The following is a 23,535-nucleotide window of genomic DNA, read 5'->3' on the forward strand; positions in this document are numbered from 1 at the left end:
ATGGCGACCCGAAAGATCAAGATCCTGGCCGGCTCCGGGCTGTTGCTGGCGGTGGCTGGCGGCACCTGGCTTGCGATGAACCTGTTCGCCGCGCAGGCGCAGGGCACATTGTCGCAGCACCCGATGAACCTGAAGGTCTCCGCGCCGCCGTCATTCATCATGGCGGTGGATGATTCGGGTTCGATGACCTTCCAGACCCAGTTCCCAGGGCAGGATGGAACGGCGTGCTGGAACTATGCCCGGCAGAGCTTCTTCAGATCCAAGGGTGTACTGAACACCGTTGACGACATCATCAGTGGCTACGATCGCTATGGAAATCCCATCTATGGCGCGGGTGAGTGCGACTACTTCTATGTACTGCCAGGTGCCCGAATCAACGACAACAGCGGCATTCCCGCGCTGGACGTATTCGGGTTCGCGCGATCGGCCGCCTACAATCCGGCGTACTACGATCCGAACATCAAGTACGAGCCTTGGCTGAACATCGTCAAGGAAGAGGTCGTGTCCTATCCTCAGGCCAATACGACAGCCACCCTCATTGATCCGCGTGACACGGGTAATTCGCTGTCGCTTGCTGCGAGCTACCTGGGTAAATCCAGTTGGGATGTCCAACGGATGCAGAAGGGCATGGTTGCGCCGCAGGGGCAGGCCTATGCGAATGTGACCCGATACGAGGATCGCTCGGGGAACGTAACGTATACATTCGGTAGCGAAAACAGCAATGGCAATAGCGCTGGCCGAAGCTGGACTTCGGCGGATTACGCATCTCTCAGGTACGTTCCGGCAACATTCTTCATGCCCTACAGCAGTGATGCGGACCCCCGTCCCCAGCTGCCGGGGACGACCAATGCATATGCGGGCGTGAAGCGCACCAGAATTGCGGGTGCCTGTGGCCCAGGGTGTGACATGTGGAAGTATGTCATCGCATCCGGTGATGCCGCCGCGCTCCAGAATTTCGCCAACTGGTACTCCTACTACGGTAACCGAAACCGCGCGATGATCGCCGGCATGACGCATGCGTTGAACGTCAACGACATGTATGTCGGCTACTTCAAGATCAACGACTTCCTGAAGTACAACAGCTCGTCGGATGATGCGAAGCGTCTCGCGATCCAGGACATGAGCCTGATCTCGCAAAAGGCGAAACTGTACAGCGACATGATTGCGCTGACCGCCAATGGCGGTACGCCCAACCGAAATGCGGTCAATGCGGCCGGCCTGCAGTTCATGCGAACCGACGATGCGGCCCCCATCAAGCTTTCCTGCCAGAAAAACGCGGTGATGCTGTTCACCGATGGCTACAGCAACAACGGCAACGGGTTCCCATCGAGTTCGATTCCCACCCCAGGGAACATTGACGGTGCCATGGGTGCCCCGTTCAAGGACAGCAACTCGGATACGATGGCTGATATCGCGGCGTATTATTACGTCAATCCGTTGCGCACCGATACCGCGATGCCCAAGGGCAATGTGCCGGTGCCGGAGCAGTGCGCGACCAGTACCGACAAGTCGCTGGACTGCAACAAGAACCTGCATATCAACTTCTACGGGATCACCCTGGGTGCGCGTGGCAACCTGTTCGATCCGGACAAACAGCAGAATCCGTATACCGATTCGGCCATCTACAACAACTGGCCGCCACGTCAGAACAACAACCCCAGCACCGTGGATGACATCTGGCACGCCGCGACCAATACCCGCGGTGAGTACATCAACGCGCGTACTCCGGCAGACATCACCACGGCCATGCGCCGGGTGCTCTCGTCGGTCACCTCCGGGCCAGCGCCTTCGGGCAGCCAGGGCCTGACCGGCGCGCGTATCGGTACCGGGTCGCTGGCGGTCACGCCCCAGTTCGAAGTGGCCAACGAGGAAACCGATTGGTTCAGTCGCCTGAAGGCATCCAAGCTTGCGGTGAACGACAAGACGCAGCAGACCGAGTACACGCAGGTGTGGGAAGCGGCGGAGAAACTGGGGGCGCAGCGTTCGCGCACCATCGTTGCCACCAAGGGCAATGCTGCAGTTGACTTCAGCAGCACCAATATCGCCTTCACCGACCTCTGCAACAAGGATGAGAAGCAGTATCCGGGCATTGCGCGCTGTTCCGCGACCGAGGCTGAAAAGCTGGGCGGCGACATCGCCACGGCCATGGCTTATCTGCGCGGCGACGCATCGCGCGAAGTACGCAACTCGGGGGGCATCTATCGCACCCGTACCACCGTGCTGGGCGACATTGTCAATTCCAGCCCGGTGATCAGTTCGCCCCGCGACGACTATGGCTACCAGCGCATCAGCACCGCGATGGCGACCTCGTATGCGACGTACCTGACCCGCAAGCGCAACAATGGCCGCTACATGGTCTATGTCGGTGCCAACGACGGCATGCTGCATGCCTTCGACGGTGGCATGAACGGCAATGGCGTAAGTGACGGTGCCGGAGGCAGCGAGACCTTCGCCTACATCCCTGGAACCGCGCTGGGCCACATGGCCAACCTGCTGTATCCCTACGTGGCGGCCAACAAGTCCGACCAGCGCTTCCGTCATCGCTACTACGTGGATGGACCGATCGCGGTGGCGGATGCACAGATCGGTGGCAACTGGGCCACGGCGCTCGTCGGTACGGCGGGCGCCGGTGGGCGCTCGGTGTTCGCGCTGGATGTAACCACGCCGTCCAGCTTCGGCACCGGCAATCGCCTGTGGGAAATCAGTGACGTGGCGCCGGGGCTCGACAGCACCATCAAGGCGAACATCGGCCATGTCCTTGGAAAGCCGGTGATCGTCCCGGTGAAGGAAGGGACCGGGGTGGCGTGGAAAGCGATCTTCGGCAACGGTTACAACAGCCTCAGCCGCAAGGCCGTGCTGTTCGTGGTCGACCTGGGATCGGGCGCGGTGCGGATGATCACTGCTACCGAGGCCGCAGCAACCGCACCCGCCGGTGACAATGGCCTGGGCAACATCGTGGCTGTCGACCGTTGGCGCGCCGACAGCGCCGGTGGGACGGGGCGTGTACGTGGCCGTGACGGCCTGGCGGACACGATCTATGCGGCCGACCAGCGCGGCGCGCTGTGGAAGTTCGACCTGGAAAGCACGGCGACCTCGGTCACCACGCCGGTGTTCACCACGGCGCGCCAGACCAACAACAACAACCAGGTGTATCGCCAGCCGATTACCGGTGGCATGACCGCCGTGACCGGACCCGGTGGTGGCGTGATGCTGGTGCTGGGTACCGGCAGCTTCTCCTTCGACAATGACCCCCAGGATCTCACCGCGCAGTCGCTGTACGGTGTCAACGACACCAGCAAGGACCAGCCGGAGGCCACGATCGTGCCCGCCAATCTGGTGGCCTATACGGTGACCACCACCAACAAGTTGCGCACGGTCACGGCCACGCCCTTCTCCGGGGCGGCGCGCGGATGGAGCATTGCACTGCCCGGCGCAGGTGAACGCTTTGTTGGTAATCCTGCCGTGGCGTCGGGAACGGTGTTCATGCCGACCTACATGCCCACCGCGGGTGGCCGTGGCTGTTCGACCGAGGGAAGCAACTGGCTGTTTGGCCTCAATCCGATCTCGGGCGTTGCATCGCTGGAGCAGGCGCGGGTCGGGTCCATTACCGGCACGCCCTACGGAGCGGGCACGGCTGGCGTCAGTCTCGACACCGGCGGCACCGCACCGGTGAAGGACGTCAATGTCTCGGTGATGCCGCGCCTGGCAAAGGGTGCTGATCGAGGCGGACGTGCCTGCTGGATGGCGGTCAACGTGGCGGGTGCTCCGACGATGTACGTGCCTTATCCCTGCGGTCGCCAATCCTGGCGCCAGATCCAGTAACGAAGACATGCCCATGAGCCTGAACACTCTTTCCCGTACCCTGCGTCGTCCCGGCAAACAGCACGGTTTCTCCCTCATCGAACTGATGATCGTGGTGATCGTGCTCGGCATCCTGGCCGCGATTGTCGTTCCGTCGTACCAGCAGTACATCCGCCAGTCGCACCGGGGCGTGGCCAAGGCGGACCTGGTGGAATACGCGCAGCGTGCTGAGCGCTACTACTCGGTGAACAACACCTACTCGGGCTTCGCGCTGCCCAGCAAGGTGTCGCCGCGCGAGGGCGGGACCACACGGTACGCGATCACGTTCGATGGCAAGGCGTCCTCGTTCACGCTGACCGCGACGCCCCAGGGCAACCAGACCAAGGACAGCTGCGGGACGCTGAGCGTGGACCAGGCCAACCGCAAAACGGCCAGCGGCACGGTTTCCGATTGCTGGTAAATCAGGTGTTGATCTTCCTCTGAACGCCCAGTACAATGCGCCTCCCCGCCCGAATAGCTCAGCCGGTTAGAGCACTTGACTGTTAATCAGGGGGTCGTTGGTTCGAGTCCAACTTCGGGCGCCAGATACTGCAAAAGCCGCGAGAAATCGCGGCTTTTGTCGTTTTGGCCCGTCAGCAGGGAAGGGTGCGGTCGACACGCTCGCTGCGGATGCGGCCGCCGTTGTTGATGACCAACCTGCCATGCAGCCGGTCTCCTGCACAGATGCGCAGCGTCAGATTGGCACCGGGACTGCGCCCGTCAGGCTGGAAGAACAGCAGCGGCCGTCCACCGCTGGCCTGGGCGACGATGGCGATGTCGGTCCGGCCTTGATGGTGGATCAGGATGTCCTGGGCGGATGCTGGTGTCCCCCGGTGCCTGCCGCTGCGATAGATGATCCACCCTGCGCTCCAGTCGCGGGAGCACTGCTCACCGTCGTCGCTGGCGCACAGCCCGATCAGTTCGCGGCGCTTCAGGGCCTCGCTTCTGGCGCTGGAAAGACTGGCATGCAGGGTCAGCTGCAGGGCGTCGGCGCGTTGCCGCAACAGCACCGGGCGCAGGGCCGGCCAGCTCACGGCCAGCAGAACGGAAAGGATGGCGATCACCACCAGCATCTCGACCAGATGCATGCCGCGTGATGCTGAACGACAGTGGGCGGGAGTGCGATGCATGGCATCAAGCCTCGCGCCGCAGCGGGGCGGCCGCCATCAGGCACTGCCGCGCCCGCCTGCCCGGAAAGCCCTCAGCCGGCCGTCACCCCTTGCCCCGTATACTTGTCCTTCCCGGGAACTGGCAACACCATGAGCGACCGTTTCGAACTCGTCTCGCCGTATTCGCCGGCAGGCGACCAGCCTGATGCCATCGCGAAGCTGACCAGCAACTTCGAGGCGGGCATCGCCAAGCAGACCCTGCTGGGCGTCACCGGCTCGGGCAAGACTTACACCATCGCCAACGTCATCCAGAACGTGCAGAAACCGACGCTGATCATGGCGCCGAACAAGACGCTGGCGGCGCAGCTGTATGGTGAGTTCAAGGCGTTCTTCCCGCACAACGCGGTCGAGTATTTCGTCAGCTACTACGACTACTACCAGCCGGAGGCCTACGTGCCTTCGTCGGACACCTTCATCGAGAAGGACAGTTCGATCAACGAGCACATCGAGCAGATGCGGCTGGCCGCGACCAAGACCCTGCTGTCGCGCCCGGATGCGATCGTGGTGGCCACGGTGTCGGCGATCTATGGCCTGGGTGCGCCGGAGGACTACCTGTCGCTGCGCCTGATCCTGTCCAAGGGCGAGCGCATCGACCAGCGCGACCTGATCAATCACCTGACCCAGCTGCAGTACACGCGCAACGAGTACGAGCTGCAGCGCGGCACGTTCCGCGTGCGTGGCGAAGTGATCGACGTGTTCCCGGCCGAGTCGGACAGCGAAGCGCTGCGCATCGAGCTGTTCGACGGCGAGGTCGAGAAGATCACCCTGTTCGACCCGCTCACCGGTGAGACGATGCGCAACATGCAGCGTTTCACCGTCTACCCCAAGACCCACTACGCCACTACCCGCGAACGCGTGCTGGCCGCGGTGGAAACGATCAAGGTGGAGTTGAAGGAGCGGCTTGAGCAGCTGTACGCGGAAAACAAGCTGGTGGAGGCGCAGCGCCTGGCACAGCGCACGCAGTTCGACATCGAGATGATGGCCGAGGTCGGGTTCTGCAACGGTATCGAGAACTACTCGCGGCACCTGACCGGCAAGAACGCCGGCGAGCCGCCACCGACGCTGTTCGACTACCTGCCGCCGGACGCGCTGCTGGTCATCGACGAATCGCACGTGACCATTCCGCAGATCGGCGCCATGTTCAAGGGCGATCGCTCGCGCAAGGAGACCCTGGTCGAGTTCGGATTCCGCCTGCCGTCGGCACTGGACAACCGACCGCTGCGTTTCGAGGAATGGGAGGCGCGTTGCCCGCGCGCGATCTACGTGTCCGCCACGCCGGGCCCGTATGAGTACCGCGAGGCCGGCGACGAGATCACCGAGCTGGTGGTGCGCCCGACAGGCCTGATCGATCCGGTGGTGGAGATCCGCCCGGTGGGCACCCAGGTCGACGACCTGATGAGCGAGGCCAACGCGCGCATCAAGGCCGGTGACCGAGTGCTGGTCACCACGCTGACCAAGCGCATGGCCGAGAACCTCACCGAATACCTGACCGAACACGGTATCCGCGTGCGTTACCTGCACTCGGACGTGGATACGGTCGAGCGCGTGGAGATCATCCGCGACCTGCGCCTGGGCAAGTTCGATGTGCTGGTGGGCATCAACCTGCTGCGCGAAGGCCTGGACATGCCCGAGGTGTCGCTGGTGGCGATCCTCGACGCCGACAAGGAAGGCTTCCTGCGCTCCACCGGTTCGCTGATCCAGACCATCGGCCGCGCCGCCCGCAATGTGCGCGGCAAGGCGATCCTGTATGCGGACAAGGTGACCCGCTCGATGCAGGCAGCGATCGACGAGACCGACCGCCGCCGCGCCAAGCAGGTCGAGTACAACGAAGAACATGGCATCGTGCCGCGCTCGGTGGCGCGCCCGATCGTCGACGTCCTCGAAGGTGCGCGTTCGGATGCGGCGGAGAAGGAAGCCAAGAAGGGCAAGGGCAAGGGCAGGGCGGGTGTTGCCGAGGACGGAGCCGATTACCGTTCGCTCGGTCCGGCCCAGCTGGCGGCGCGTCTCAAGGCGCTCGAACAGCAGATGTACCAGCACGCCAAGGACCTGGAATTCGAGGATGCCGCACGGGTGCGTGACCAGATCCGGCAGCTGAAGGAAGCGAGTCTGGGCTGAACGCGGCGGTGCAGCATCTTCTTCACAAAAGTGTTGCGCTTCACGGCCGGCATCCGTAATATACGCGGCCTGCACCGACGCAATCGCGGACGTTCAGAAGCAAAAACGGGCGGTTAGCTCAGCGGTAGAGCACTACCTTGACATGGTAGGGGTCACAGGTTCGAACCCTGTACCGCCCACCACGAAGTCTCCGGAAGGAGGCTGTCGTGAATTGAAGAGCCCGGCCCTGGCGCCGGGTTTTTACGTAGCAAGGCCAGCTTTCGGGCGGCAGAAACAAGATGGGCGGTTAGCTCAGCGGTAGAGCACTACCTTGACATGGTAGGGGTCACAGGTTCGAACCCTGTACCGCCCACCACCTGGCTCCCGGCATTGCCGGTGCAGCGGTGGATCACGATGAAAGCCGGCCCTGGGCCGGCTTTTTCGTTTACGACGGTTGCCGGTGCCGGTGCCGGTGCCGAGCGTCAGCGCTGGGCAACCCATTCGTCGATGCTGATCATGCGCTGCAGCCGCCAGTGCCCGTCCACGCGTTCCCAGACCTGCGCGAAACGTGCTGAACCGGCCTGATGCTGCTGGCCGCCTGCAGGCAGGCGCTGGTTGCCCACGCGCAGCACGCGGTCCTGGCGTAGCCGGTACAACTGCAGGGCCGTCGGCTCCGGTGTCTGGTCATGTGCCGGGGGCACGCCCGCATGCCCGGTGTCGGCCTGCAGGATCTGGCTGCGCAGGGAGGCATCCCCGGCGTCGGCATCGCGGCCGAACAGGCCAGCGCACAACAGCAGCAGGGCAAGCATCGGCATGGCACGGTGCTCCGGAGAAGGGAGTCCAGCGTGGCACTGCCCCCTGCGCTGTGAAACCGGTATGCGACGAAAGCCGGAAAAGCGCCCGCCAAGTCGCTGCGGGAAGGATGAATCCGGGCCAGGAAGTGCCGGGCCGCGCTTCAAGGCGGCCCGGCGTGGTGGGCCACTGCGGCGTGGCCCGGTCATGGCCGCGGCGCTGGCTCAGCTCCGCGGCGGGTGTGGCAGGTCAGCGATGCCGACCCCATGCACGGATCCGGTTACAACGGATCGCAGCACAGCAGCTGGCCGTGCTTGCCCGCGTTGCCGAACGGGCACTGCGGGTGTGGTTCGCAGCCCGGTGCATATCCGGTCTTGGGCGAGACGGCGAAGGCCTGGCTGGCGCCGAAGGCCATGGCCGCGACAACGACGATACCGGCGACGGACGAAAGCACTTTCTTTCCGATCATGTGTATCTCCTTGGTTGGCGTTGTGGAGTTGCAGTTGCCGAAGGCACGGGAGTGCCGGTTGTGGCGCGAATGCGGTAACAGGGGGCCGCGACGCAATGCGCGGCACGCGGGATCAGGGCAGCGCCGGCTTCGGTGCGAGCGACGCGACGGCAGCCTGCACGACCTGGGCGTCGAGCTGGCCGACATGCTTGTAGGCAACGCGGCCATCGGCAGCCAGTACCATCAGCATCGGCGTGACGGTGGCGCGATAGCGCGTGGACGCGGCGGCTTCGTTGTCGATGACGATCGGGAAGCGCAGTGCATGTTTGCCGGCGTAGTCCGCCAGCTGGTCGTATGGCGGCATGCCGACACCGACCAGTTCGCTGTTGCCGCGGGCCGCAGCGATCTGTTGCAGCTGCGGTACCGAGGCCAGGCAGTAGCGGCATGCGGTGGAGAAGAAATAGAGGATCTGCGGAACCTCGCGGGCACCGCCGATATCGACGAAGGTCTGCTGCGTGGTGCGCAGCGCCAGCGCATCCGGGCGACTACCCAGTTCGAGGCCATGTGCTGCAAGACGCATGTCCTGCAGCTGCGTGGCCATCTGCTCATTGATCTGCCGCAGCTGGCGGTTCTGCCATCCGAGCGCGATGACCAGCACGGACAGCAGCAGGGCGACAACGGGGAACAGGACGCGCTTGAGCATCGATCATCCTTGAACACAGCGTTGGGTCGAACATACCCGAACTGGCGCGCAGGTTGTTAAGCGGATGTTCCCGGCACATCCTCCGACGGAGCGCATGCACTAGAGTTGTGCCCGCGCAGGCATGCGTGCATGCCCTCCACCCATCCCCAGGATCTTTCAACGATGAGCGATCATGTGCCGGTTTCCAGGCCCAATCCGTTCTTTGAACTGCTGTTCGGCGGCAACATGCTGGAAGGTACGTTCAAGGCAGTGATCTGGGTCGCCCTGTTGTCCGCTGTGCTGGCCTGGACCACGTTCCGCTGAGCGGGGGCGCGGCACTGCCGCCGCGTTGCGGCAGGCCGGTGCTCAGGCGCTGAAGGCCTGGCGCAGGCTGCGCAGGGTGGCCTGCCGGTGCTCTTTCGCGCTGGCCTCGCCCATCTCCAGTTCCTGCAGGCGCAGCCCGACCAGGGTCATCGAAAGCGCGTATCCCCGGGCTGCGTCGGCAACGCGCGACTGGCCGAGCGCGCGACGTGCAAGCGCGCTTACGTGCTCAAGGTCGGGCATCAGGCCAAGGTAGACGCGTTCGGCGCTGTCCAGATCGGGGGCTCGCAGGATCGCGTGTGCTTCGGAGGTGGGGGAGACGGAGGCCATGGGGAGTCCTTGTCCGTAGCGGGTGCTCGTTCAGAACGAGCGCATCAGGGAAATGAAGGCCGATGACTGAGTGCCGCGTCGTGCCATCGGGCTGTCCTTTACTGCATCGCCGAACCACTGGTTGGCGACCACGCCGGTCGCGCGCCACTTCGTGCCCAGGGGCGTGCTGACCGCGATCTGCAGGCTCGGTGATGTCGCGCTGCCCGGGTTGTAGACGGCAAGTCCCGAGCGCAGCGCTTCCTCATCGCTGATGCCGTAGTAGTAGTCGAGCAGGCGCGCACCGGAGTGCACCACGCCGACCTTGGGCACCCAGGTGAAGCGACCAGCCTGGATCGGACAGCTGTAGTGCAGGCGCGACTCCATGCCACCTCCGTGCCCGGTGACCTCGCGCATCACGCTGGCCTCGACGATGCCCCAGTCGGCGCTGTATTCACTATTGATGCCGGCCATGGCGGACATCTGCCGGCTGTGCAGCCGGCGCAGCTGCGGATCGTTCACGTCGTCGGTCTTGAAGCGCAGCGTGTAGGGCGTGACCGCCGCCGACAGGCGCAGGCCCTCGCGCTTGTACAGGTACATGCCCAGCGAGCCCGGGCTGGCGAAGAAGCGCTGGCCCTGCCAGGCAATGGACGGGACCACCAGTGGCTTGACGTCGTAGTGCGCATACGCGCCCGAGGTCGCGCCAGCACTGATGCCGGCCTGTACGCCCGGGTTGCTGTCGGCGGCCTGCGCGAACACCGGCAGGCCAAAGGCAGCGGAGAACAGCAGCGGGCCCAGCAGGGTCGAGGGCAGTGGCGGCATCGGTCAACGACGTTGCGGAGGATGGCTGCGCATGATGGGGGAGCAACATTGTCAGAACATTGCGTCGGCGCATCCGCCAGGCCGAAGCGGAAAAAGTGGGCGCCAGGCACTATGATCGGCACCGTTTCCGGTAGCCGAGCCCCCGATGCGCATCCTCCTGGTCGAAGACGATCCTGACCTGTCCCGTGCCCTGCAATCGGGGCTGGAGCGGCAGGGCGTGGTCGCCGATGTGGTTGGTTGCCTGGCCGAAGCGGCCGTCGCGCTGCGCGAACCGGTGCACCAGTTGATGCTGCTCGACCGCCAGTTGCCTGATGGCGATGGCGCTGGCTTCGTTGCCGTTGCGCGGGCCCTGCGTCCGAACCTGGCGGTGATCATGCTGACGGCCAAGGGCACGCTGTCGGACAAGGTCGAGGGCCTGGATGTCGGCGCCGATGACTATCTGGTCAAGCCGGTGGCGATCGAGGAACTGATGGCGCGCATCCGTGCGGTCTCGCGACGGCCCTCGGCAATGGTGACACCACGCTTGCGACTGGGCCGGCTGGAGTTCGATTTCGAATCGCTGCAGGCGCAGGTCGATGGCCAGCTGCTGGCGCTGCCCCGGCGCCAGGTGCTGGTGCTGCAGGCGCTGGCGATGCGGCAGGGGCGCACCGTCACCCGCAGTGCACTGGAGGCGGCGGTGTACGGCTTCGATGACGAGATCCAGTCCAATGCACTGGACGCGCACATCTCCAAGCTGCGCAAGGCGCTGCAACAGGCCGGGGCCGGCGTGGAGATCCATGTGATCCGCGGCGTCGGCTACCTGCTGGCGGAGGCCTGAGATGGCACGCCCGATCCGTTCCATCACCCTGGGCCTGGCCTGGCGCCTGTTCCTTGCGCAGGCGTTCACCGTGCTGTTCGCGGTGGTCGCGCTGATCCTGACCTGGGGTGACAAGGACTCCTGGGGCATGGACATGTTCACGGCCGAGGCGGTGGCCAAAGCCGTGCACAGCGAAGGCGGCCGGCTGGAACTGGACCAGGCGCGCTGGGACAAGCTCAATGCCGGGGCCGGCGGCAACCTCTGGTTCGCGGCGGTTGATGACAGGGGCACGTGGCTGGAGCGCGGCACGATTCCTGCGGTCCACGCGCCATTGCTGGCACGCTTGCCGACAGTGGGTGCCACCGAACTGGGTTCACTGGTGCCACCCTATCTGGACGTGGCGCGGGTGATGATCCGCAACGAGGATGGACGCCGCATCACGGTGATGGTCGGTGGTGCTCCAAAGGGTGGGTTGCTGGATGGCGCGCTGATGGTGCTGCGCCTGATCGGCCTGTGGTTCTTCCTGCCGTTGATCGTGGTCACGCTGCTGGTGATGCCGACGGTGATCCATCGCGCGATGCGCGGCGTGCGCCGCTCCGCGCAGCAGGCCAAGGAACTGGACATCGGCCAGCCGGGCGCGCGCCTGGATGCGCAGCTGGTGTCCACCGAGGTCGCACCACTGGTGGAAGCGTTCAACGATGCGATCGACAAGGTGCAGCAGGGCTATGCAGCGCGCGACAAGTTCCTCGCCGATGCCGCGCATGAGCTGCGCGTACCGATCGCGGTGGTGCAGGCGCGCCTGTCGCAGCTGCCGCAGGGTGAACTGAAATCGCAGTTGCTGACCGACGTCGCCCGCCTCGGCAACGTGGCTGAGCACCTGCTCGACCTGCAGCGTCTCGATCGCAATGTCGGCGCGCTGCAGCGGCTGGACCTGGCGTTGCTGGTGCGCGAGGCGGCCGCCGATCTGGCGCCGCTGGTGGTCGGCGCCGGTTATGGCTTCGAGGTGGATGCGCCGGAGTCGCCCGTGTGGATCCATGGCGACAGCCTGGCGCTGGGGCGGGTGATCGCCAACCTGGTGCACAACGCCATCGTCCATGGCGGCGGGCGCGGCACGATCTGCGTGCGCCTCGATGCACGCGGCCTGCTGGAGGTCAGCGACCAGGGCGCCGGCATTCCGGTCGGCGACCGCGAAGCGATCTTCGAGCCCTTCCACCGCCTGCGTGCAGCCGGCAGCGGCAGTGGCCTGGGCCTGCACCTGGTGAAGGAAATCGTGCAGCACCACGGTGGCTCGGTCAGCGTTGGCGAAGCGGCTGGCGGCGGCGCCAGCTTCAGAGTCAATTTCCACCGCGGTACCGTACGGCGCTGACAGGCGCACGGGGAAAGGCCCGATAGGCAGCCTGCGGCCTCCAGCGGCAGGCTGGGGAAATGGTTCCCGATCGATCCGCCCCAGCCCTGTTTGGCTTTGGCTGCGCTGCAGGCCTGGTGCTGGGGGCGCTGGCCTGCGTGCAGATGCCGATGTTGCTGCCGCTGTGGCTGAGTGTGCCGATGGCGATCGCCGGCGCCGGCGGCTGGCTGTTGCCCTGGCGCGGCCGTGCCTGGGCCGCGGCCCTGCTCGGCCTGGCCTGGGCAACGGTGCACGGGCACTGGGTTTTGCATGGCCAGCTGCCACCCGGCGCGCCACCGCAGGATGTGCAGGTGCGGGGCCGGGTTGCCGACCTTCCCCAGCAGGGGCCCGGCTACACGCGTTTCGTACTGCATGTCGAAGATGCCGGCGCGCTGCCATCGCTGCGTGGCAAGCGCCTGCAGGTGACCTGGAGCGACCCGTGGCGCGGATCGCCAGCGCACGAGGCGGAGGGCGGGCGCCATGCGGTTCGCGCAGGATCGCATTGGCAGTTGTCGTTGCGCGTGCGCGCGCCACGCTCGCGGATCAATCCCGGCGGCTTCGATGGCGAGCGCCACGCCGTGCTGCGGGGCATCTCCGGCAATGCCTCGGTGCGTGATCCGGCCCGTGCGCGGGAGTGGCTGCCGGCGCAGGGCCTGCAGGCCTGGCGGGAACGCAGCAGTGCGGCGATCGCCGTGCAGGTGGCACATCCTGCCGCGCGGTTCGTGCAGGCGCTGGCACTGGGCGATACCCGTGGCCTGTCCGATGCCGACTGGGAACACCTGCGCGCGCTGGGCCTGACCCATCTGGTCGCCATCTCCGGTTTCCACGTGGGCGTGGTGGCTGGCTTCGGTGTACTGCTGTGCCGCTTGTGGTGGTGGCTGTGCCCGCTGCTGGGACGGTACTGGCCACGGCCGCAGGCCGCCGCATGGGGAGCGGCGCTGGCCGCAGCCACCTATGCCGTGGCGGCGGGTGGTGCGCTGCCGACGGTGCGCGCGGCGCTGATGATCGGGCTGGTTGCACTGGCCAGGGCCGGGCGTCGCCCGGTGGGCGCAGGGCAGGGGCTGGCGTTGGCTGCGATGGTGATGCTGTTGCCTGCGCCGCTGTCGGTGCTCTCGGCTGGATTCTGGCTGAGCTTCGGTGGCGTGCTGTGGCTGCTCTGGTGCCTGCCGAGGACGGGGCCGGAGGGAATCGGTGGCGGGCTGCGCGGGTTCCTTGCCGCGCAGGGTGTTGCCAGCCTTGGGCTGCTGCCGCTGTGCATCGCCTTGTTCGGCGGGACCGCGCGGCTGGGGCCGCTGGTCAACCTGCCGGTCATCCCGTGGTGGACAATGCTGGTTGTTCCGCTGTCGCTGCTCGGTACCGGCCTGCACGTGCTGCATGACGGCGCGGGGCGTTGGGCCTGGCGTGCCGCGGCCTGGCTGTTCGAGCTCAGCTGGGAGGCCCTGCAGCCGTTGGCACTGCATCCGCAGGCGATGTGGTGGCTGGCCGATGCGCCGCGCTGGGCGCTACCCGTGGCCTTGCTGGGCGTGTTCTGGTGGCTGCTGCCGCGCGGCGCCGGCGGTGGCCTGGCGGGCCTGCTGCTGTGCCTGCCGCTGCTGTGGCCCGCCCGGCATGCACCGGCCGAAGGAGAACTGGAGCTGCTGGTGCATGACGTAGGGCAGGGCACTGCGGTGCTGGTGCGTACGGCGCGGCACGCGCTCTGGTACGACGTGGGGCCGCCGACCGGCGGCGAGGGCAACGAACGCATCCTGGTCCCGGCCCTGCGCGCGCTCGGCCAGGGGCCGCCCCGGCAGGTGATGCTCAGCCATGACCATCTTGATCACACCGGCAGCCTGTCCAGCCTGCGACGGCAGCTGCCCGGACTGCAGCTGCTGGCGCCACCGGGCAGCACCATCGCTGGCGCCACGCCCTGCCAGCAGGGGCTGCGCTGGCAGTGGGACGGGGTAGATTTCCAGGTCCTGCACCCGGCGCCGGGCAGCCGTCAGGCCGAGAATGAAGACAGCTGCGTGCTGCGCATCGCCAGCCGCCACGGCGTGGTCCTGCTGCCGGGTGACATCGGCCGGCCGGCCGAGCGGACGCTGCTGGAGGCGTCTCCGGCAGCGCTGAAGGCGGATGTGGTGCTGGTGCCGCACCATGGCAGCGGCGGCAGCTCCAGCGCGCCGTGGGTCGAGGCTGTGGCGCCACGGCTGGCGGTGGTCTCGGCCGGGCACCGCAACCGCTTCGGGCACCCTCGCCAGGACGTGGTCCAGCGCTGGCAGGCGCAAGGGGCCGAGGTACTGGCCACGGCCGATTCCGGGGCGATCCGCATATGGCTTGGCGCACAAGGGCTGCAGCTGCGTGAACAGCGCATCCACGCATTCCGCTGGTGGGATGCCGCTGGGCGGGCGCGGTCGGCTGCTATCCTATCGCCGATCGAACAAGCGGCCGTTGGGCCGGAGGGTTGAAACGTGTGGGAACTGGTCAAGGCCGGTGGCTGGCCGATGGTGCCGCTGCTGCTGTTGGGCGTACTGGCTTTGGCGATCATCCTGGAGCGTTTCTGGTCCCTGCGGCGTACTGAAGTGCTGCCGCCCGGCCTCGGCCAGGAAGTGCGCAACTGGGCGGCACGCGGCAAGCTTGACCCGGCCCACCTGCAGACCCTGCGGGCGAACTCGCCGCTGGGCGCGCTGCTGGCTGCCGCACTGGAAGCCCGCAACCGCCCGCGCGACCAGATCCGCGAGCGCATCGAAGACACCGGCCGCCACCTGGTGCACCGCATGGAGCGATTCCTGAACGCACTGGGCACCATTGCCTCGGCGGGCCCGCTGCTGGGCCTGCTCGGCACGGTGATCGGCATGATCCAGATGTTCCTGGGCATCCTCGACCACGGCGTGGGCGACGTGAACCAGCTGGCCGGCGGCATCGGCAAGGCGCTGGTGTGCACCGCCACCGGCATGATCGTGGCGATCCCGGCGCTGATGTTCCATCGCTACTTCAAGGGCCGCATCCACGGCTACGTGGTTGAGATGGAGCAGGAAGCCAGCGCCCTGCTGGATACGCTCGACGGCCGCCCCGGGGTGATGAACCCGGCCCCGGCCGCGCGCCAGTCCGGCGCCGCCACGGCGAAGGCCTGATCGATGCGTATCGGCAACGACCGATCCCAGGATGAGCCGCATATCGACCTGGTGCCGCTGATCGACGTCATCCTGGTGCTGATCATCTTCTTCGTGGTCACCACCACCTTCGACGCGCGTTCGACGCTGCAGGTGCAGTTGCCGACCGCCAGCCAGCAGCAGACCAACGAGCCACCGCGCTCGCTCAGCGTGCTGATCAACGCCGAAGGCCGTTACTTCATCAACGACCAGGAAGTGCTGCGCAGCGACGTGGAGTCGGTCAAGCAGACCATCGCCGCCGTGGCCGGCAGCGATCGCGAGCAGACCGTGCTGCTGCGTGCCGACGCACGCACTCCCTACCAGGCCGTGGTGACCGCGCAGGACGCGCTGGGTCAGCTCGGCTTCCGCCGTATTGCCATTGCAACAGCACCCGAGGTGCGTCCATGAGTTCCAAACACGCGCCGGTGTGGCCGATCTACAAACGTCTGCTGGGATACACCCGTGCCTACTGGGGCATGATGGTCGCCGCCGTCATTGCCATGGCGGTGGAGTCGGTGGCCGGCTACCACTTCACCAAGCTGATGGAGCCGCTCGTCAACCGCGGTTTCGTCAACCCGGAACCGCGCATGGCGGTGATCCTGCCGCTGACCATCCTCGGCCTGTTCCTGATGCGCAGCGCTGCCACCTGGGTGAGCGACTACGCGCTGGCCAAGACCGGCCGCAGCGTGGTGCGCGACCTGCGTGAGCAGGTGCTGGCCAAGTACCTGCACCTGCCGTCCTCGCATTTTGATACCGAATCGACGCCGGTGATGGTCAGCCGCCTCAACTTCGATACCGAGCAGGTCACCCAGGCCAGTGCCGATGCGCTCAAGACCGTGGTTGCCGACACCCTGACCATCATCGCCATGCTGGCGGTGATGCTGCAGATGAGTGTCAAGGTGACCGTGGCGATGCTGGTGGTGGTGCCGATGATCGGCGTGATCGTGTCCTATGTTGGCAAGCGCTACCGCCGTATCAGCCGCGGCATCCAGGACGGCATGGGCACGATGGCGCAGACCGCCGAACAGTCGCTGGCGGCCCAGCAGGAAGTGAAGGTGCACGGCACCCAGCAACACGAAATGTCGCGCTATTCGCGCCTGGCCAACCGCATGCTGGCGCTGAACATGAAGGTGGAAATCACCCGTGCCGGTGCATCCAGCGTGGTCCAGTTCCTGGCCGCGCTGGCGCTGGCGGTGATCGTCTGGGTATCGACCCGTGAAGCACTGGCAGGCCGCCTCAATGCCGGCCAGTTCATGGGCCTGATGATCTCCATGACAGCGATCATCCCGTCGCTGCGCCGCCTGACCAGCGTGCAGTCCTCGATCTCCCGCGGTGTGTCCGCCGCCGAACGCCTGTTCGGCATCCTCGACATGCAGGTCGAGCGTGACGAGGGCCGCAACAACGTGCAGCGCGTGCGCGGCGAGCTGGCCTTCGACCACGTCATGCTGCGCTACCGCGAGGACAGCGGCATTGCCTTGGACGACATCAGTTTCGTGGCGAAGCCGGGTACGGTCACCGCCATCGTGGGTCGTTCCGGCAGTGGCAAGACCAGCCTGATCCGGCTGGTGCCGCGCTTCTATGAGCCCAGCGGTGGTGTGATCACCCTCGATGGCGTCGCGCTGGATGACTATCCGTTGGCCGACCTGCGTCGGCAGGTGGCGATGGTCGGGCAGAAGGTCATGCTGTTCGATGACACCATCGCGGCCAACATCGCCTATGGCATGGAAGCGAGCGAGGAGCAGATCCGTGCGGCGGCCGAAGCGGCCAATGCGTGGGAGTTCATCGCGCGCATGCCGCAGCAGCTGCAGACCCCGGTCGGCGAGAACGGCGCGCTGCTGTCCGGCGGCCAGCGCCAGCGCCTGGCGATCGCCCGCGCGATCCTGCGTGACGCGCCGATCCTGATCCTCGACGAAGCCACTGCCGCGCTGGACAACGAATCCGAGCGACTGGTGCAGGATGCGCTGCAGCGCCTGATGCCCGAACGCACCACGCTGGTCATCGCGCACCGCCTGTCGACCATCGAGCATGCCGATCAGGTGCTGGTGATGGACCACGGCCGCATCGTTGAACGGGGTACCCACAAGGAGCTGCTTGCCATGGGTGGCCTGTACCAGCATCTGCACAGCATGCAGTTCCGCGAAAGGCAGGACTGATGGCTGGCAAGGGTACCCAGACCCCGCCGTACTGGTACGACGGCAGCCCGGTTCCGTGGGCGATGCGCCTGCTGGCGCCGCTGTATGCCGGCGTCACCGCGCTGCGCCGCCGTGCCTACCGGCGTGGATGGCGCAAGCGCTACGCGCTGCCGGTGCCGGTCATCGTGGTTGGCAACATCACCGCCGGCGGCACCGGCAAGACGCCGCTGACCATCGCCCTGGTCGAGCGCCTGCGTGCGGCCGGCTGGAAGCCGGGCGTCGCCAGCCGTGGCTATGGCCGTGAAGACGCTGACAAGCCGCTGTGGGTGCAGGCCGACACGCCGACCGCCAAGGGCGGTGACGAACCGGTGCTGATCGCCTGGAAGACCGGCGTGCCGGTGCGCGTGGACGCTGACCGCGTGGCCGCAGGCAGGGCACTGATCCAGGCCGGCTGCGATGTGATCGTCTGCGATGACGGCCTGCAGCATTACCGGCTGGCGCGCGACATCGAGATCGAAGTGGTCGATGCCCAGCGGCGCTACGGCAACGGCCGGATGATTCCCGCCGGACCGCTGCGCGAGCCGGTCAGCCGTGCCGGCGAATGCGATTTCCGCGTGGTCAACCTGGGCCAGGCCGATGAGGAAAGCGCGGCACAGGCCTGCGGTTTCGGCCAGTGGCCGATGGCCCTGCACATCGACAGTGCGCAGCCGCTGGCCGGTGGCCGCGCGCGCCCGTTGTCGTACTTCAAGGGCCAGCGTGTTCATGCGGTGGCCGGCATCGCCCATCCGCAGCGCTTCTTCGACATGCTGCGCGCGCGTGGCATCGGCGTGGTGCCGCACGCCTTTGCCGACCACCAGGCCTACCAGCCGCAGGACCTGTCCTTCGGCAGCCAGCTGCCGGTGCTGATGACCGAGAAGGATGCGGTGAAATGCCGCGCGTTCGGCAACGATTGGCATTACGCGGTGCCGTTGCGTGCCGAGCTGCCTGCCGCGTTCTGGGTGGCGCTGACCGACCGCCTGGACAAGCTGCGACCGAACTGAGCGGCGCGGCGGCGCTTGCATTCACGCGTCGCCGGCCGCATCCCCGTTGTAACGAGCCTGCCGAGTATTGCTCCATGACCGAATTCGTCGTCGCCATTCCGGCCCGCTATGCCGCCTCGCGGCTGCCGGGCAAGCCGCTGCGCCTGCTGGGCGGTGAGCCGCTGGTGCTGCACGTGGCGCGCCGCGCGCTGCAGGCCGGCGCTGGCGAGGTCTGGGTCGCTACCGACGATCAACGCATCGCCGACGCGCTGTCCGGGCTGGCCGAGGTGAAGGTGGCCATGACCGCCACCTCGCATGCCTCCGGTACCGACCGCCTGGCCGAGTGCGCGCGCATCGCCGGCTGGGCCGACGACACCGTAGTGGTCAACCTGCAGGGTGATGAACCGTTCGCGCCGGCTGCGGGAATCCGTGCGGTGGCCCAGGCGCTGGTTGAAGGCAATGCGCCGATGTCGACCCTGGCGACCGCCGTGGAGGATGCAGAAACCCTGTTCGATCCGAACGTGGTCAAGCTGGTGCGCAACGTGCGCGACGAGGCGATGTACTTCAGCCGCGCGCCGATTGCCTGGCACCGAGATGGTTTCGCGCGCAGCCGCGACACGCTGCCGGAAGGGCATGCCTGGCTGCGCCACATCGGCATCTATGGCTACCGCGCCGGTTTCCTGCAGCAGTTCGCGGCGATGCTCCCGGGCCAGCTGGAGCGGGTCGAATCGCTTGAGCAGCTGCGCGTGCTCGAGGCCGGCTACCCGATCAGCGTGGCGATCTCGCCTGAACCATTCCCGGCGGGCATCGACACGCCCGAGGACCTGGAGCGCGCCGAAGCACTGCTGCAGACGTTGGCTGCCCGATGAAGCTGCTGGTCGTCTGCCTCGGCAACATCTGCCGTTCGCCGATGGCCGAAGGCGCGCTCCGCGCCCGCCTGGACGCTTCGCCACTGGCGGGGCGCGTGCAGGTGGATTCGGCCGGCACCGGTGACTGGCATGTGGGCGAGCCGCCGGACCGGCGTGCGATCGCCTGCGCGGCCGGGCACGGCGTGGACATCGGCGGCCTGCGTGCGCGCCAGCTGCACGCCGCTGATTTCGACCGCTTCGATTGGATCCTGTGCGCCGACGAGGCGAACCTGCGGGACGCGGGACGCTTGGTGGCACCCGCCCACCGTGAGCGGCTGGCGCTGTACCTGCCCTGGTCGGGCGGGGAGGGGCAGGCGGCCATCCCGGATCCCTACACCGGCGGCAGCGATCACTTCGAACAGGTCTGGACGCTGGTCGACAATGCTGCAAAACGTGCAGTGGCACGACTGTTGCATGACGCCGACTCCGGCATAATCGGGCCATGAACGTCCAGCCCGTCCCGGACCTGCCCGAGTTCGCCACCTGGCTCAATGCCGCCCCCTGTACCCTGACCGAACTGCGCGGTCGGCCGGTGGCCCTGTTGTTCGTCAACGCCGCTTCTGCCTGGAGCGCGCAGCGCCTGGCCGAATTCAGTCAATGGCTGTCGCGTCACCCTGGCATGCTGCAGCCGCTGGTCCTGCAGGTACCCCGCTTCGATTTCGAGCGTGACGCCGGCGCCGCACTCAAACTGCTGCGCCGCCAGGGGCTGTCAATGCCGGTCCTGCTCGATGCCGACTGGGATGGCTGGCGTCGCTTCGGCATCACATCGTGGCCGACCGTGGTGCTGTTGGACGCGCAGGGTCGCGAGCAGCAACGGCTGGTCGGGCTGGGGGCTCCGGGAGAGCTTGAGCGTGCGTTGAATGCGCTGTGCCACGGTGCGCCGTCGGCACCGCCGCGCGGCGGTACCGAGCTGCATCCGGAGCCGCGGCAGGCCCTGCGTTTTCCGCTGGGCCTGGCGGTCAGCACCGAACGCCTGTACATCGCCGACAGTGGCCATCACCGCATCCTCGAATGCAGCCACGGCGGCCGCATCCTGCGCCAGTTCGGGCTGGGGACGGCCGATTTCATGGATGGCAACCTCGCCGAAGCGGCGTTCCATCGCCCACAGGCGCTGGTGCTGGAGCGCGACGCGCTGTACGTGGCCGACACCGGCAACCATGCCGTGCGCCGCATCAACCTGCTGACCGGCATCGTCGACACGCTGTGCGGCAATGGCCGCCCCGGTGCGCCGGTGGAGGGCCCGGTAGCACAGGCGCGGCAGGTCTCGCTGGACCACCCGGTCGGCCTCGCCATCGCCGATAACCAGCTGCACATCGCCATGGCCGGCGACAACCGCATCTGGAGCTACCACCTGGGTCAGCGCAGCCTGCAGTGGCGCGCCGGCAGCGGTGCCATCGACGAGCGTGACGGCAGCGGCCACCTGGCTGCCTTTGCCCAACCGACTGCGCTGGCCGTGGTGCAGCAGGTGCTGTACGTGGCCGATGCGCTGGGCTCCTCGATCCGTGCACTGCAGCTGCGCGGGGATCTGGTGCAGACGCTGGTCGGGCAGGGCCCCTGGCGTTTCGGTGACGAAGATGGCCCGCGCGCGCAGGCCAGCCTGCAGTTCCCACAGGCGATCGCGCTGAGTCCGGATGCGCCGCTGCTGTGGATTGCCGATACTGGCAATGGTCGCCTGCGCACGCTGCGGCTGGGCGGTGGCGAACTGACCACCCAGCCGCTGCCGCGCCGCCTGCACGGCCCGGCCGGGTTGGCCGTGGGTGCCGGTGCGGTGTGGATCGCCGAGACCGATGCCCACGCCGTGCTGCGATTCGACCCCGAAAGCGGCGTGCTCAGCGAAGTGCCGATCAGCGAATGACCGACGTTCCCGCCCCGGCCTTCGACGGCAAGGCCTTCGCGGCCCAGCTCAGTACCGCCCCCGGTGTGTACCGCATGTACGCGGCCGACGACACCCTGCTGTATGTCGGCAAGGCACGTGCGCTGCGTAACCGAGTCGGCAGCTATTTCAACGGCAGCCCGAAGAATGCGCGGATCATGTCGATGATCTCGCAGATCGTGCGCATGGACGTGACGGTGACGCGCTCGGAAGCCGAGGCGCTGCTGCTGGAGAACCAGCTGATCAAGTCGCTGTCGCCGCGTTACAACGTCTCGCTGCGCGACGACAAGACCTATCCGCATGTGCTGCTGACCCGCGAGGACTGGCCGCGCATCGCGCTGCATCGCGGCCCGCGCGCCATTCCCGGCCGCTATTTCGGGCCGTATCCCGGCGTCACTGCGGTGCGCGAAACGCTGAACCTGATGCACAAGCTGTTCAAGCTGCGCAGCTGCGAGGACAGCGTGTTCCGCAACCGTTCGCGACCGTGCCTGCAGTACCAGATCGGGCGTTGCAGCGCGCCCTGCGTGGAGCTGGTGGCGCCTGCCGAGTACGCCGAATCGGTGCGTCGCGCCGCGCTGTTCCTGGAAGGCAAGAGCGACGAACTGACCCGCGAGCTGGGCGAGCAGATGCAGGCCGCCAGCGAGGCACTGGAATTCGAGCAGGCCGCGCGCCTGCGTGACCTGATTTCCTCGCTGCGCAGCATGCAGACCCGCCAGTACGTGGATGGCCGTGCTGCCGATCTGGATGTGCTGTCGGTGGCCATGCAGGGCTCGCAGGCCTGCGTGCTGCTGCTGGCCTTCCGTGATGGCCGCAATCTCGGCACCCGCCCATTCTTCCCTCGCACCAATGGCGAGGAGAGCCCGGAGGAAGTGCTGGCCGCGTTCGTCTCGCAGTACTACATCGAATTCGAGCCGCCGCGCGAGATCCTGCTGGACCGCGAGATTCCCGACGCCGACCTGCTGGTTGCCGCGCTGTCGGCCTCGGCCGAGCGCAAGGTGCAGCTGAAGTGGAACGTGCGCGGCGAGCGTGCCGGCTACGTGGAACTGGCCAGCCGCAACGCGCAGCTGACCCTGGCCACTGAACTCAACAGCCGCAACGCGCAGCACGCGCGCAGTGATGCACTGCGCGACATGCTGGGCCTGGCCGAGCCGGTCAAGCGTGTCGAGTGTTTCGACATCAGCCACACCCTGGGCGAGGCCACCGTGGCCTCATGCGTGGTGTTCGACGCCGCCGGTCCGGTGCGCGCGCAGTACCGCCGTTTCAACATCAGCGGCATCGAGCCGGGCGACGACTATGCCGCCATGCGCCAGGCCATCGACCGCCGTTTCCGCCGCGCGGTGGAAGAGCAGGGCGTGCTGCCGGATGTGCTGCTGATCGACGGCGGCGCCGGCCAGCTGGCACAGGCGCAGGCCGCACTGGCCGACCTGGGCGTGGAGGGCGTACTGCTGGTGGGCGTGGCCAAGGGCGTGGAGCGCCGCGCCGGCCACGAGGCGCTGGTGATGCCCGACGGCCGCGAGCTGCGCCCGGGCGCGGCCAACCCGGCGCTGCAGTTCATCCAGCAGGTGCGCGACGAGGCGCACCGTTTCGCCATCACCGGCCATCGCGGCCGCCGGCAGAAGGCGCGGATGACCAGCAAGCTGGAGGACATCCCCGGTATCGGGCCGCGCCGCCGCGCCAGCCTGCTCAAGCATTTCGGCGGCCTGGTGGGCCTGAAAGCCGCTGGCGAAGCGGAAATCGCCAAGGTGGAAGGCATCAATGACGCCCTCGCGGCACGTATCTACGCTAACCTGCACGGGTTGGCCACGCCTGATGCGGCCGAGTAGA

General features: G+C 66.9%; 21 protein-coding genes and 3 tRNA genes. 18 read left to right on the top strand and 6 right to left on the bottom strand.

The features are described 5' to 3' along the window. The 3 genes from AC5P99_RS07085 to AC5P99_RS07095 all read left to right on the top strand — a co-directional run bounded on the left by AC5P99_RS07085 (window position 1) and on the right by AC5P99_RS07095 (window position 4,385). The gene (locus AC5P99_RS07085; protein ID WP_049451346.1) at window positions 1-3,822 is read left to right on the top strand and encodes a pilus assembly protein; all 3,822 of its coding nucleotides are present in this window, start codon (window positions 1-3) and stop codon (window positions 3,820-3,822) included. A gap of 13 nt (window positions 3,823-3,835) precedes the next feature. After that, the gene (locus AC5P99_RS07090; RefSeq protein WP_005408861.1) at window positions 3,836-4,261 is read left to right on the top strand and encodes a type IV pilin protein; all 426 of its coding nucleotides are present in this window, start codon (window positions 3,836-3,838) and stop codon (window positions 4,259-4,261) included. 47 nt (window positions 4,262-4,308) lie between these two features. Further along, window positions 4,309-4,385, top strand: a tRNA-Asn gene (locus AC5P99_RS07095). A 48-nt stretch (window positions 4,386-4,433) separates the two neighbouring features. Here AC5P99_RS07095 and AC5P99_RS07100 read toward each other — a convergent pair. Beyond that, the gene (locus tag AC5P99_RS07100; RefSeq protein WP_262091504.1) at window positions 4,434-4,970 is read right to left on the bottom strand and encodes a GspH/FimT family pseudopilin; all 537 of its coding nucleotides are present in this window, start codon (window positions 4,968-4,970) and stop codon (window positions 4,434-4,436) included. A 129-nt stretch (window positions 4,971-5,099) separates the two neighbouring features. Here AC5P99_RS07100 and uvrB point away from each other — a divergent pair, with 129 nt between their 5' ends. The 3 genes from uvrB (at window position 5,100) to AC5P99_RS07115 (ending at window position 7,479) form a co-directional block, all read left to right on the top strand. Next, entirely contained in the window at window positions 5,100-7,124 is a 2,025-nt protein-coding gene (gene uvrB / locus AC5P99_RS07105) for an excinuclease ABC subunit UvrB (RefSeq protein ID WP_005408863.1), read from the top strand. A 107-nt stretch (window positions 7,125-7,231) separates the two neighbouring features. Continuing rightward, a tRNA-Val gene (locus AC5P99_RS07110) sits at window positions 7,232-7,306 on the top strand. A gap of 98 nt (window positions 7,307-7,404) precedes the next feature. Then, window positions 7,405-7,479 (top strand) — tRNA-Val (locus AC5P99_RS07115). Window positions 7,480-7,585: 106 nt separating this feature from the next. Here the strand turns inward: AC5P99_RS07115 and AC5P99_RS07120 are convergent. The 3 genes from AC5P99_RS07120 to AC5P99_RS07130 form a co-directional block, all read right to left on the bottom strand. Next, entirely contained in the window at window positions 7,586-7,918 is a 333-nt protein-coding gene (locus AC5P99_RS07120; protein WP_049451348.1) for a hypothetical protein, read from the bottom strand. 257 nt (window positions 7,919-8,175) lie between these two features. After that, on the bottom strand, window positions 8,176-8,364 hold the full coding sequence (locus tag AC5P99_RS07125) for a hypothetical protein (protein ID WP_005408865.1): 189 nt from the start codon (window positions 8,362-8,364) through the stop codon (window positions 8,176-8,178). A gap of 112 nt (window positions 8,365-8,476) precedes the next feature. Then, window positions 8,477-9,046: a TlpA family protein disulfide reductase gene (locus AC5P99_RS07130; protein ID WP_088436338.1), complete on the bottom strand. Its 570-nt coding sequence runs from the start codon at window positions 9,044-9,046 to the stop codon at window positions 8,477-8,479. Window positions 9,047-9,208: 162 nt separating this feature from the next. Between AC5P99_RS07130 and AC5P99_RS07135 the strand changes: the two genes are divergently transcribed. Next, window positions 9,209-9,349: a hypothetical protein gene (locus AC5P99_RS07135; protein ID WP_005408867.1), complete on the top strand. Its 141-nt coding sequence runs from the start codon at window positions 9,209-9,211 to the stop codon at window positions 9,347-9,349. 42 nt (window positions 9,350-9,391) lie between these two features. Here the strand turns inward: AC5P99_RS07135 and AC5P99_RS07140 are convergent, their stop codons facing one another. Both AC5P99_RS07140 and AC5P99_RS07145 read right to left on the bottom strand, forming a co-directional pair. Further along, window positions 9,392-9,676 carry a hypothetical protein gene (locus AC5P99_RS07140; RefSeq protein WP_005408868.1) on the bottom strand — a complete coding sequence of 95 codons (285 nt, stop codon included), beginning with the start codon at window positions 9,674-9,676 and terminating at the stop codon, window positions 9,392-9,394. A 30-nt stretch (window positions 9,677-9,706) separates the two neighbouring features. Beyond that, a complete protein-coding gene (locus AC5P99_RS07145; RefSeq protein WP_495213007.1) occupies window positions 9,707-10,474 on the bottom strand; it encodes a MipA/OmpV family protein in 768 nt (255 codons plus the stop codon). Between the two features lie 145 nt (window positions 10,475-10,619). Between AC5P99_RS07145 and AC5P99_RS07150 the strand changes: the two genes are divergently transcribed. The 11 genes from AC5P99_RS07150 (at window position 10,620) to uvrC (ending at window position 23,534) form a co-directional block, all read left to right on the top strand. Beyond that, the gene (locus AC5P99_RS07150; protein WP_099480980.1) at window positions 10,620-11,291 is read left to right on the top strand and encodes a response regulator transcription factor; all 672 of its coding nucleotides are present in this window, start codon (window positions 10,620-10,622) and stop codon (window positions 11,289-11,291) included. Between the two features lies 1 nt (window position 11,292). Next, window positions 11,293-12,636 carry a sensor histidine kinase gene (locus AC5P99_RS07155; protein WP_005408871.1) on the top strand — a complete coding sequence of 448 codons (1,344 nt, stop codon included), beginning with the start codon at window positions 11,293-11,295 and terminating at the stop codon, window positions 12,634-12,636. Between the two features lie 59 nt (window positions 12,637-12,695). Further along, window positions 12,696-15,095, top strand: a complete 2,400-nt coding sequence (locus tag AC5P99_RS07160) for a DNA internalization-related competence protein ComEC/Rec2 (RefSeq protein WP_329756580.1) — start codon at window positions 12,696-12,698, stop codon at window positions 15,093-15,095. A 3-nt stretch (window positions 15,096-15,098) separates the two neighbouring features. Then, window positions 15,099-15,761, top strand: coding sequence for a MotA/TolQ/ExbB proton channel family protein (locus AC5P99_RS07165; RefSeq protein ID WP_005412819.1), 663 nt, complete (start codon window positions 15,099-15,101; stop codon window positions 15,759-15,761). A gap of 3 nt (window positions 15,762-15,764) precedes the next feature. Then, window positions 15,765-16,187 (top strand): ExbD/TolR family protein, encoded by a 423-nt coding sequence (locus tag AC5P99_RS07170; protein WP_004152323.1) that lies wholly within the window; start codon window positions 15,765-15,767, stop codon window positions 16,185-16,187. Next, window positions 16,184-17,932, top strand: coding sequence for a lipid A export permease/ATP-binding protein MsbA (gene msbA, locus AC5P99_RS07175; RefSeq protein WP_108270461.1), 1,749 nt, complete (start codon window positions 16,184-16,186; stop codon window positions 17,930-17,932). Before AC5P99_RS07170 ends, msbA begins: the two co-directional genes overlap by 4 nt. Next, a complete protein-coding gene (lpxK, locus tag AC5P99_RS07180) occupies window positions 17,932-18,951 on the top strand; it encodes a tetraacyldisaccharide 4'-kinase (protein WP_005408875.1) in 1,020 nt (339 codons plus the stop codon). The genes msbA and lpxK overlap by 1 nt, the downstream gene beginning before the upstream one ends. Window positions 18,952-19,025: 74 nt before the next feature. After that, complete coding sequence (gene kdsB, locus AC5P99_RS07185) at window positions 19,026-19,799, top strand: 3-deoxy-manno-octulosonate cytidylyltransferase (protein WP_049451354.1); 774 nt, start codon at window positions 19,026-19,028, stop codon at window positions 19,797-19,799. Next, the gene (locus AC5P99_RS07190; RefSeq protein WP_108270460.1) at window positions 19,796-20,284 is read left to right on the top strand and encodes a low molecular weight protein-tyrosine-phosphatase; all 489 of its coding nucleotides are present in this window, start codon (window positions 19,796-19,798) and stop codon (window positions 20,282-20,284) included. The genes kdsB and AC5P99_RS07190 overlap by 4 nt, the downstream gene beginning before the upstream one ends. Continuing rightward, window positions 20,281-21,693, top strand: coding sequence for a hypothetical protein (locus tag AC5P99_RS07195; RefSeq protein WP_005412824.1), 1,413 nt, complete (start codon window positions 20,281-20,283; stop codon window positions 21,691-21,693). Before AC5P99_RS07190 ends, AC5P99_RS07195 begins: the two co-directional genes overlap by 4 nt. Continuing rightward, on the top strand, window positions 21,690-23,534 hold the full coding sequence (gene uvrC / locus AC5P99_RS07200; protein ID WP_164222323.1) for an excinuclease ABC subunit UvrC: 1,845 nt from the start codon (window positions 21,690-21,692) through the stop codon (window positions 23,532-23,534). Before AC5P99_RS07195 ends, uvrC begins: the two co-directional genes overlap by 4 nt. Window position 23,535 lies beyond the last annotated feature (1 nt).

Source organism: Stenotrophomonas sp. YJH_SMC_80 (assembly GCF_059372495.1).

Excerpts from the sequence above, each read along its gene's own strand:
- msbA (WP_108270461.1), top strand. The coding sequence starts at position 16,184 with ATGAGTTCCAAACACGCGCCGGTGTGGCCGATCTACAAACGTCTGCTG.
- lpxK (WP_005408875.1), top strand. The coding sequence starts at position 17,932 with ATGGCTGGCAAGGGTACCCAGACCCCGCCGTACTGGTACGACGGCAGC.
- AC5P99_RS07120 (WP_049451348.1), bottom strand. The coding sequence starts at position 7,918 with ATGCCGATGCTTGCCCTGCTGCTGTTGTGCGCTGGCCTGTTCGGCCGC.
- uvrC (WP_164222323.1), top strand. The coding sequence starts at position 21,690 with ATGACCGACGTTCCCGCCCCGGCCTTCGACGGCAAGGCCTTCGCGGCC.
- AC5P99_RS07085 (WP_049451346.1), top strand. The coding sequence starts at position 1 with ATGGCGACCCGAAAGATCAAGATCCTGGCCGGCTCCGGGCTGTTGCTG.
- AC5P99_RS07130 (WP_088436338.1), bottom strand. The coding sequence starts at position 9,046 with ATGCTCAAGCGCGTCCTGTTCCCCGTTGTCGCCCTGCTGCTGTCCGTG.
- AC5P99_RS07145 (WP_495213007.1), bottom strand. The coding sequence starts at position 10,474 with ATGCCGCCACTGCCCTCGACCCTGCTGGGCCCGCTGCTGTTCTCCGCT.
- AC5P99_RS07150 (WP_099480980.1), top strand. The coding sequence starts at position 10,620 with ATGCGCATCCTCCTGGTCGAAGACGATCCTGACCTGTCCCGTGCCCTG.
- AC5P99_RS07195 (WP_005412824.1), top strand. The coding sequence starts at position 20,281 with ATGAACGTCCAGCCCGTCCCGGACCTGCCCGAGTTCGCCACCTGGCTC.
- AC5P99_RS07190 (WP_108270460.1), top strand. The coding sequence starts at position 19,796 with ATGAAGCTGCTGGTCGTCTGCCTCGGCAACATCTGCCGTTCGCCGATG.
- uvrB (WP_005408863.1), top strand. The coding sequence starts at position 5,100 with ATGAGCGACCGTTTCGAACTCGTCTCGCCGTATTCGCCGGCAGGCGAC.
- kdsB (WP_049451354.1), top strand. The coding sequence starts at position 19,026 with ATGACCGAATTCGTCGTCGCCATTCCGGCCCGCTATGCCGCCTCGCGG.
- AC5P99_RS07140 (WP_005408868.1), bottom strand. The coding sequence starts at position 9,676 with ATGGCCTCCGTCTCCCCCACCTCCGAAGCACACGCGATCCTGCGAGCC.
- AC5P99_RS07135 (WP_005408867.1), top strand. The coding sequence starts at position 9,209 with ATGAGCGATCATGTGCCGGTTTCCAGGCCCAATCCGTTCTTTGAACTG.
- AC5P99_RS07125 (WP_005408865.1), bottom strand. The coding sequence starts at position 8,364 with ATGATCGGAAAGAAAGTGCTTTCGTCCGTCGCCGGTATCGTCGTTGTC.
- AC5P99_RS07170 (WP_004152323.1), top strand. The coding sequence starts at position 15,765 with ATGCGTATCGGCAACGACCGATCCCAGGATGAGCCGCATATCGACCTG.
- AC5P99_RS07155 (WP_005408871.1), top strand. The coding sequence starts at position 11,293 with ATGGCACGCCCGATCCGTTCCATCACCCTGGGCCTGGCCTGGCGCCTG.
- AC5P99_RS07100 (WP_262091504.1), bottom strand. The coding sequence starts at position 4,970 with ATGCATCGCACTCCCGCCCACTGTCGTTCAGCATCACGCGGCATGCAT.
- AC5P99_RS07090 (WP_005408861.1), top strand. The coding sequence starts at position 3,836 with ATGAGCCTGAACACTCTTTCCCGTACCCTGCGTCGTCCCGGCAAACAG.
- AC5P99_RS07160 (WP_329756580.1), top strand. The coding sequence starts at position 12,696 with ATGGTTCCCGATCGATCCGCCCCAGCCCTGTTTGGCTTTGGCTGCGCT.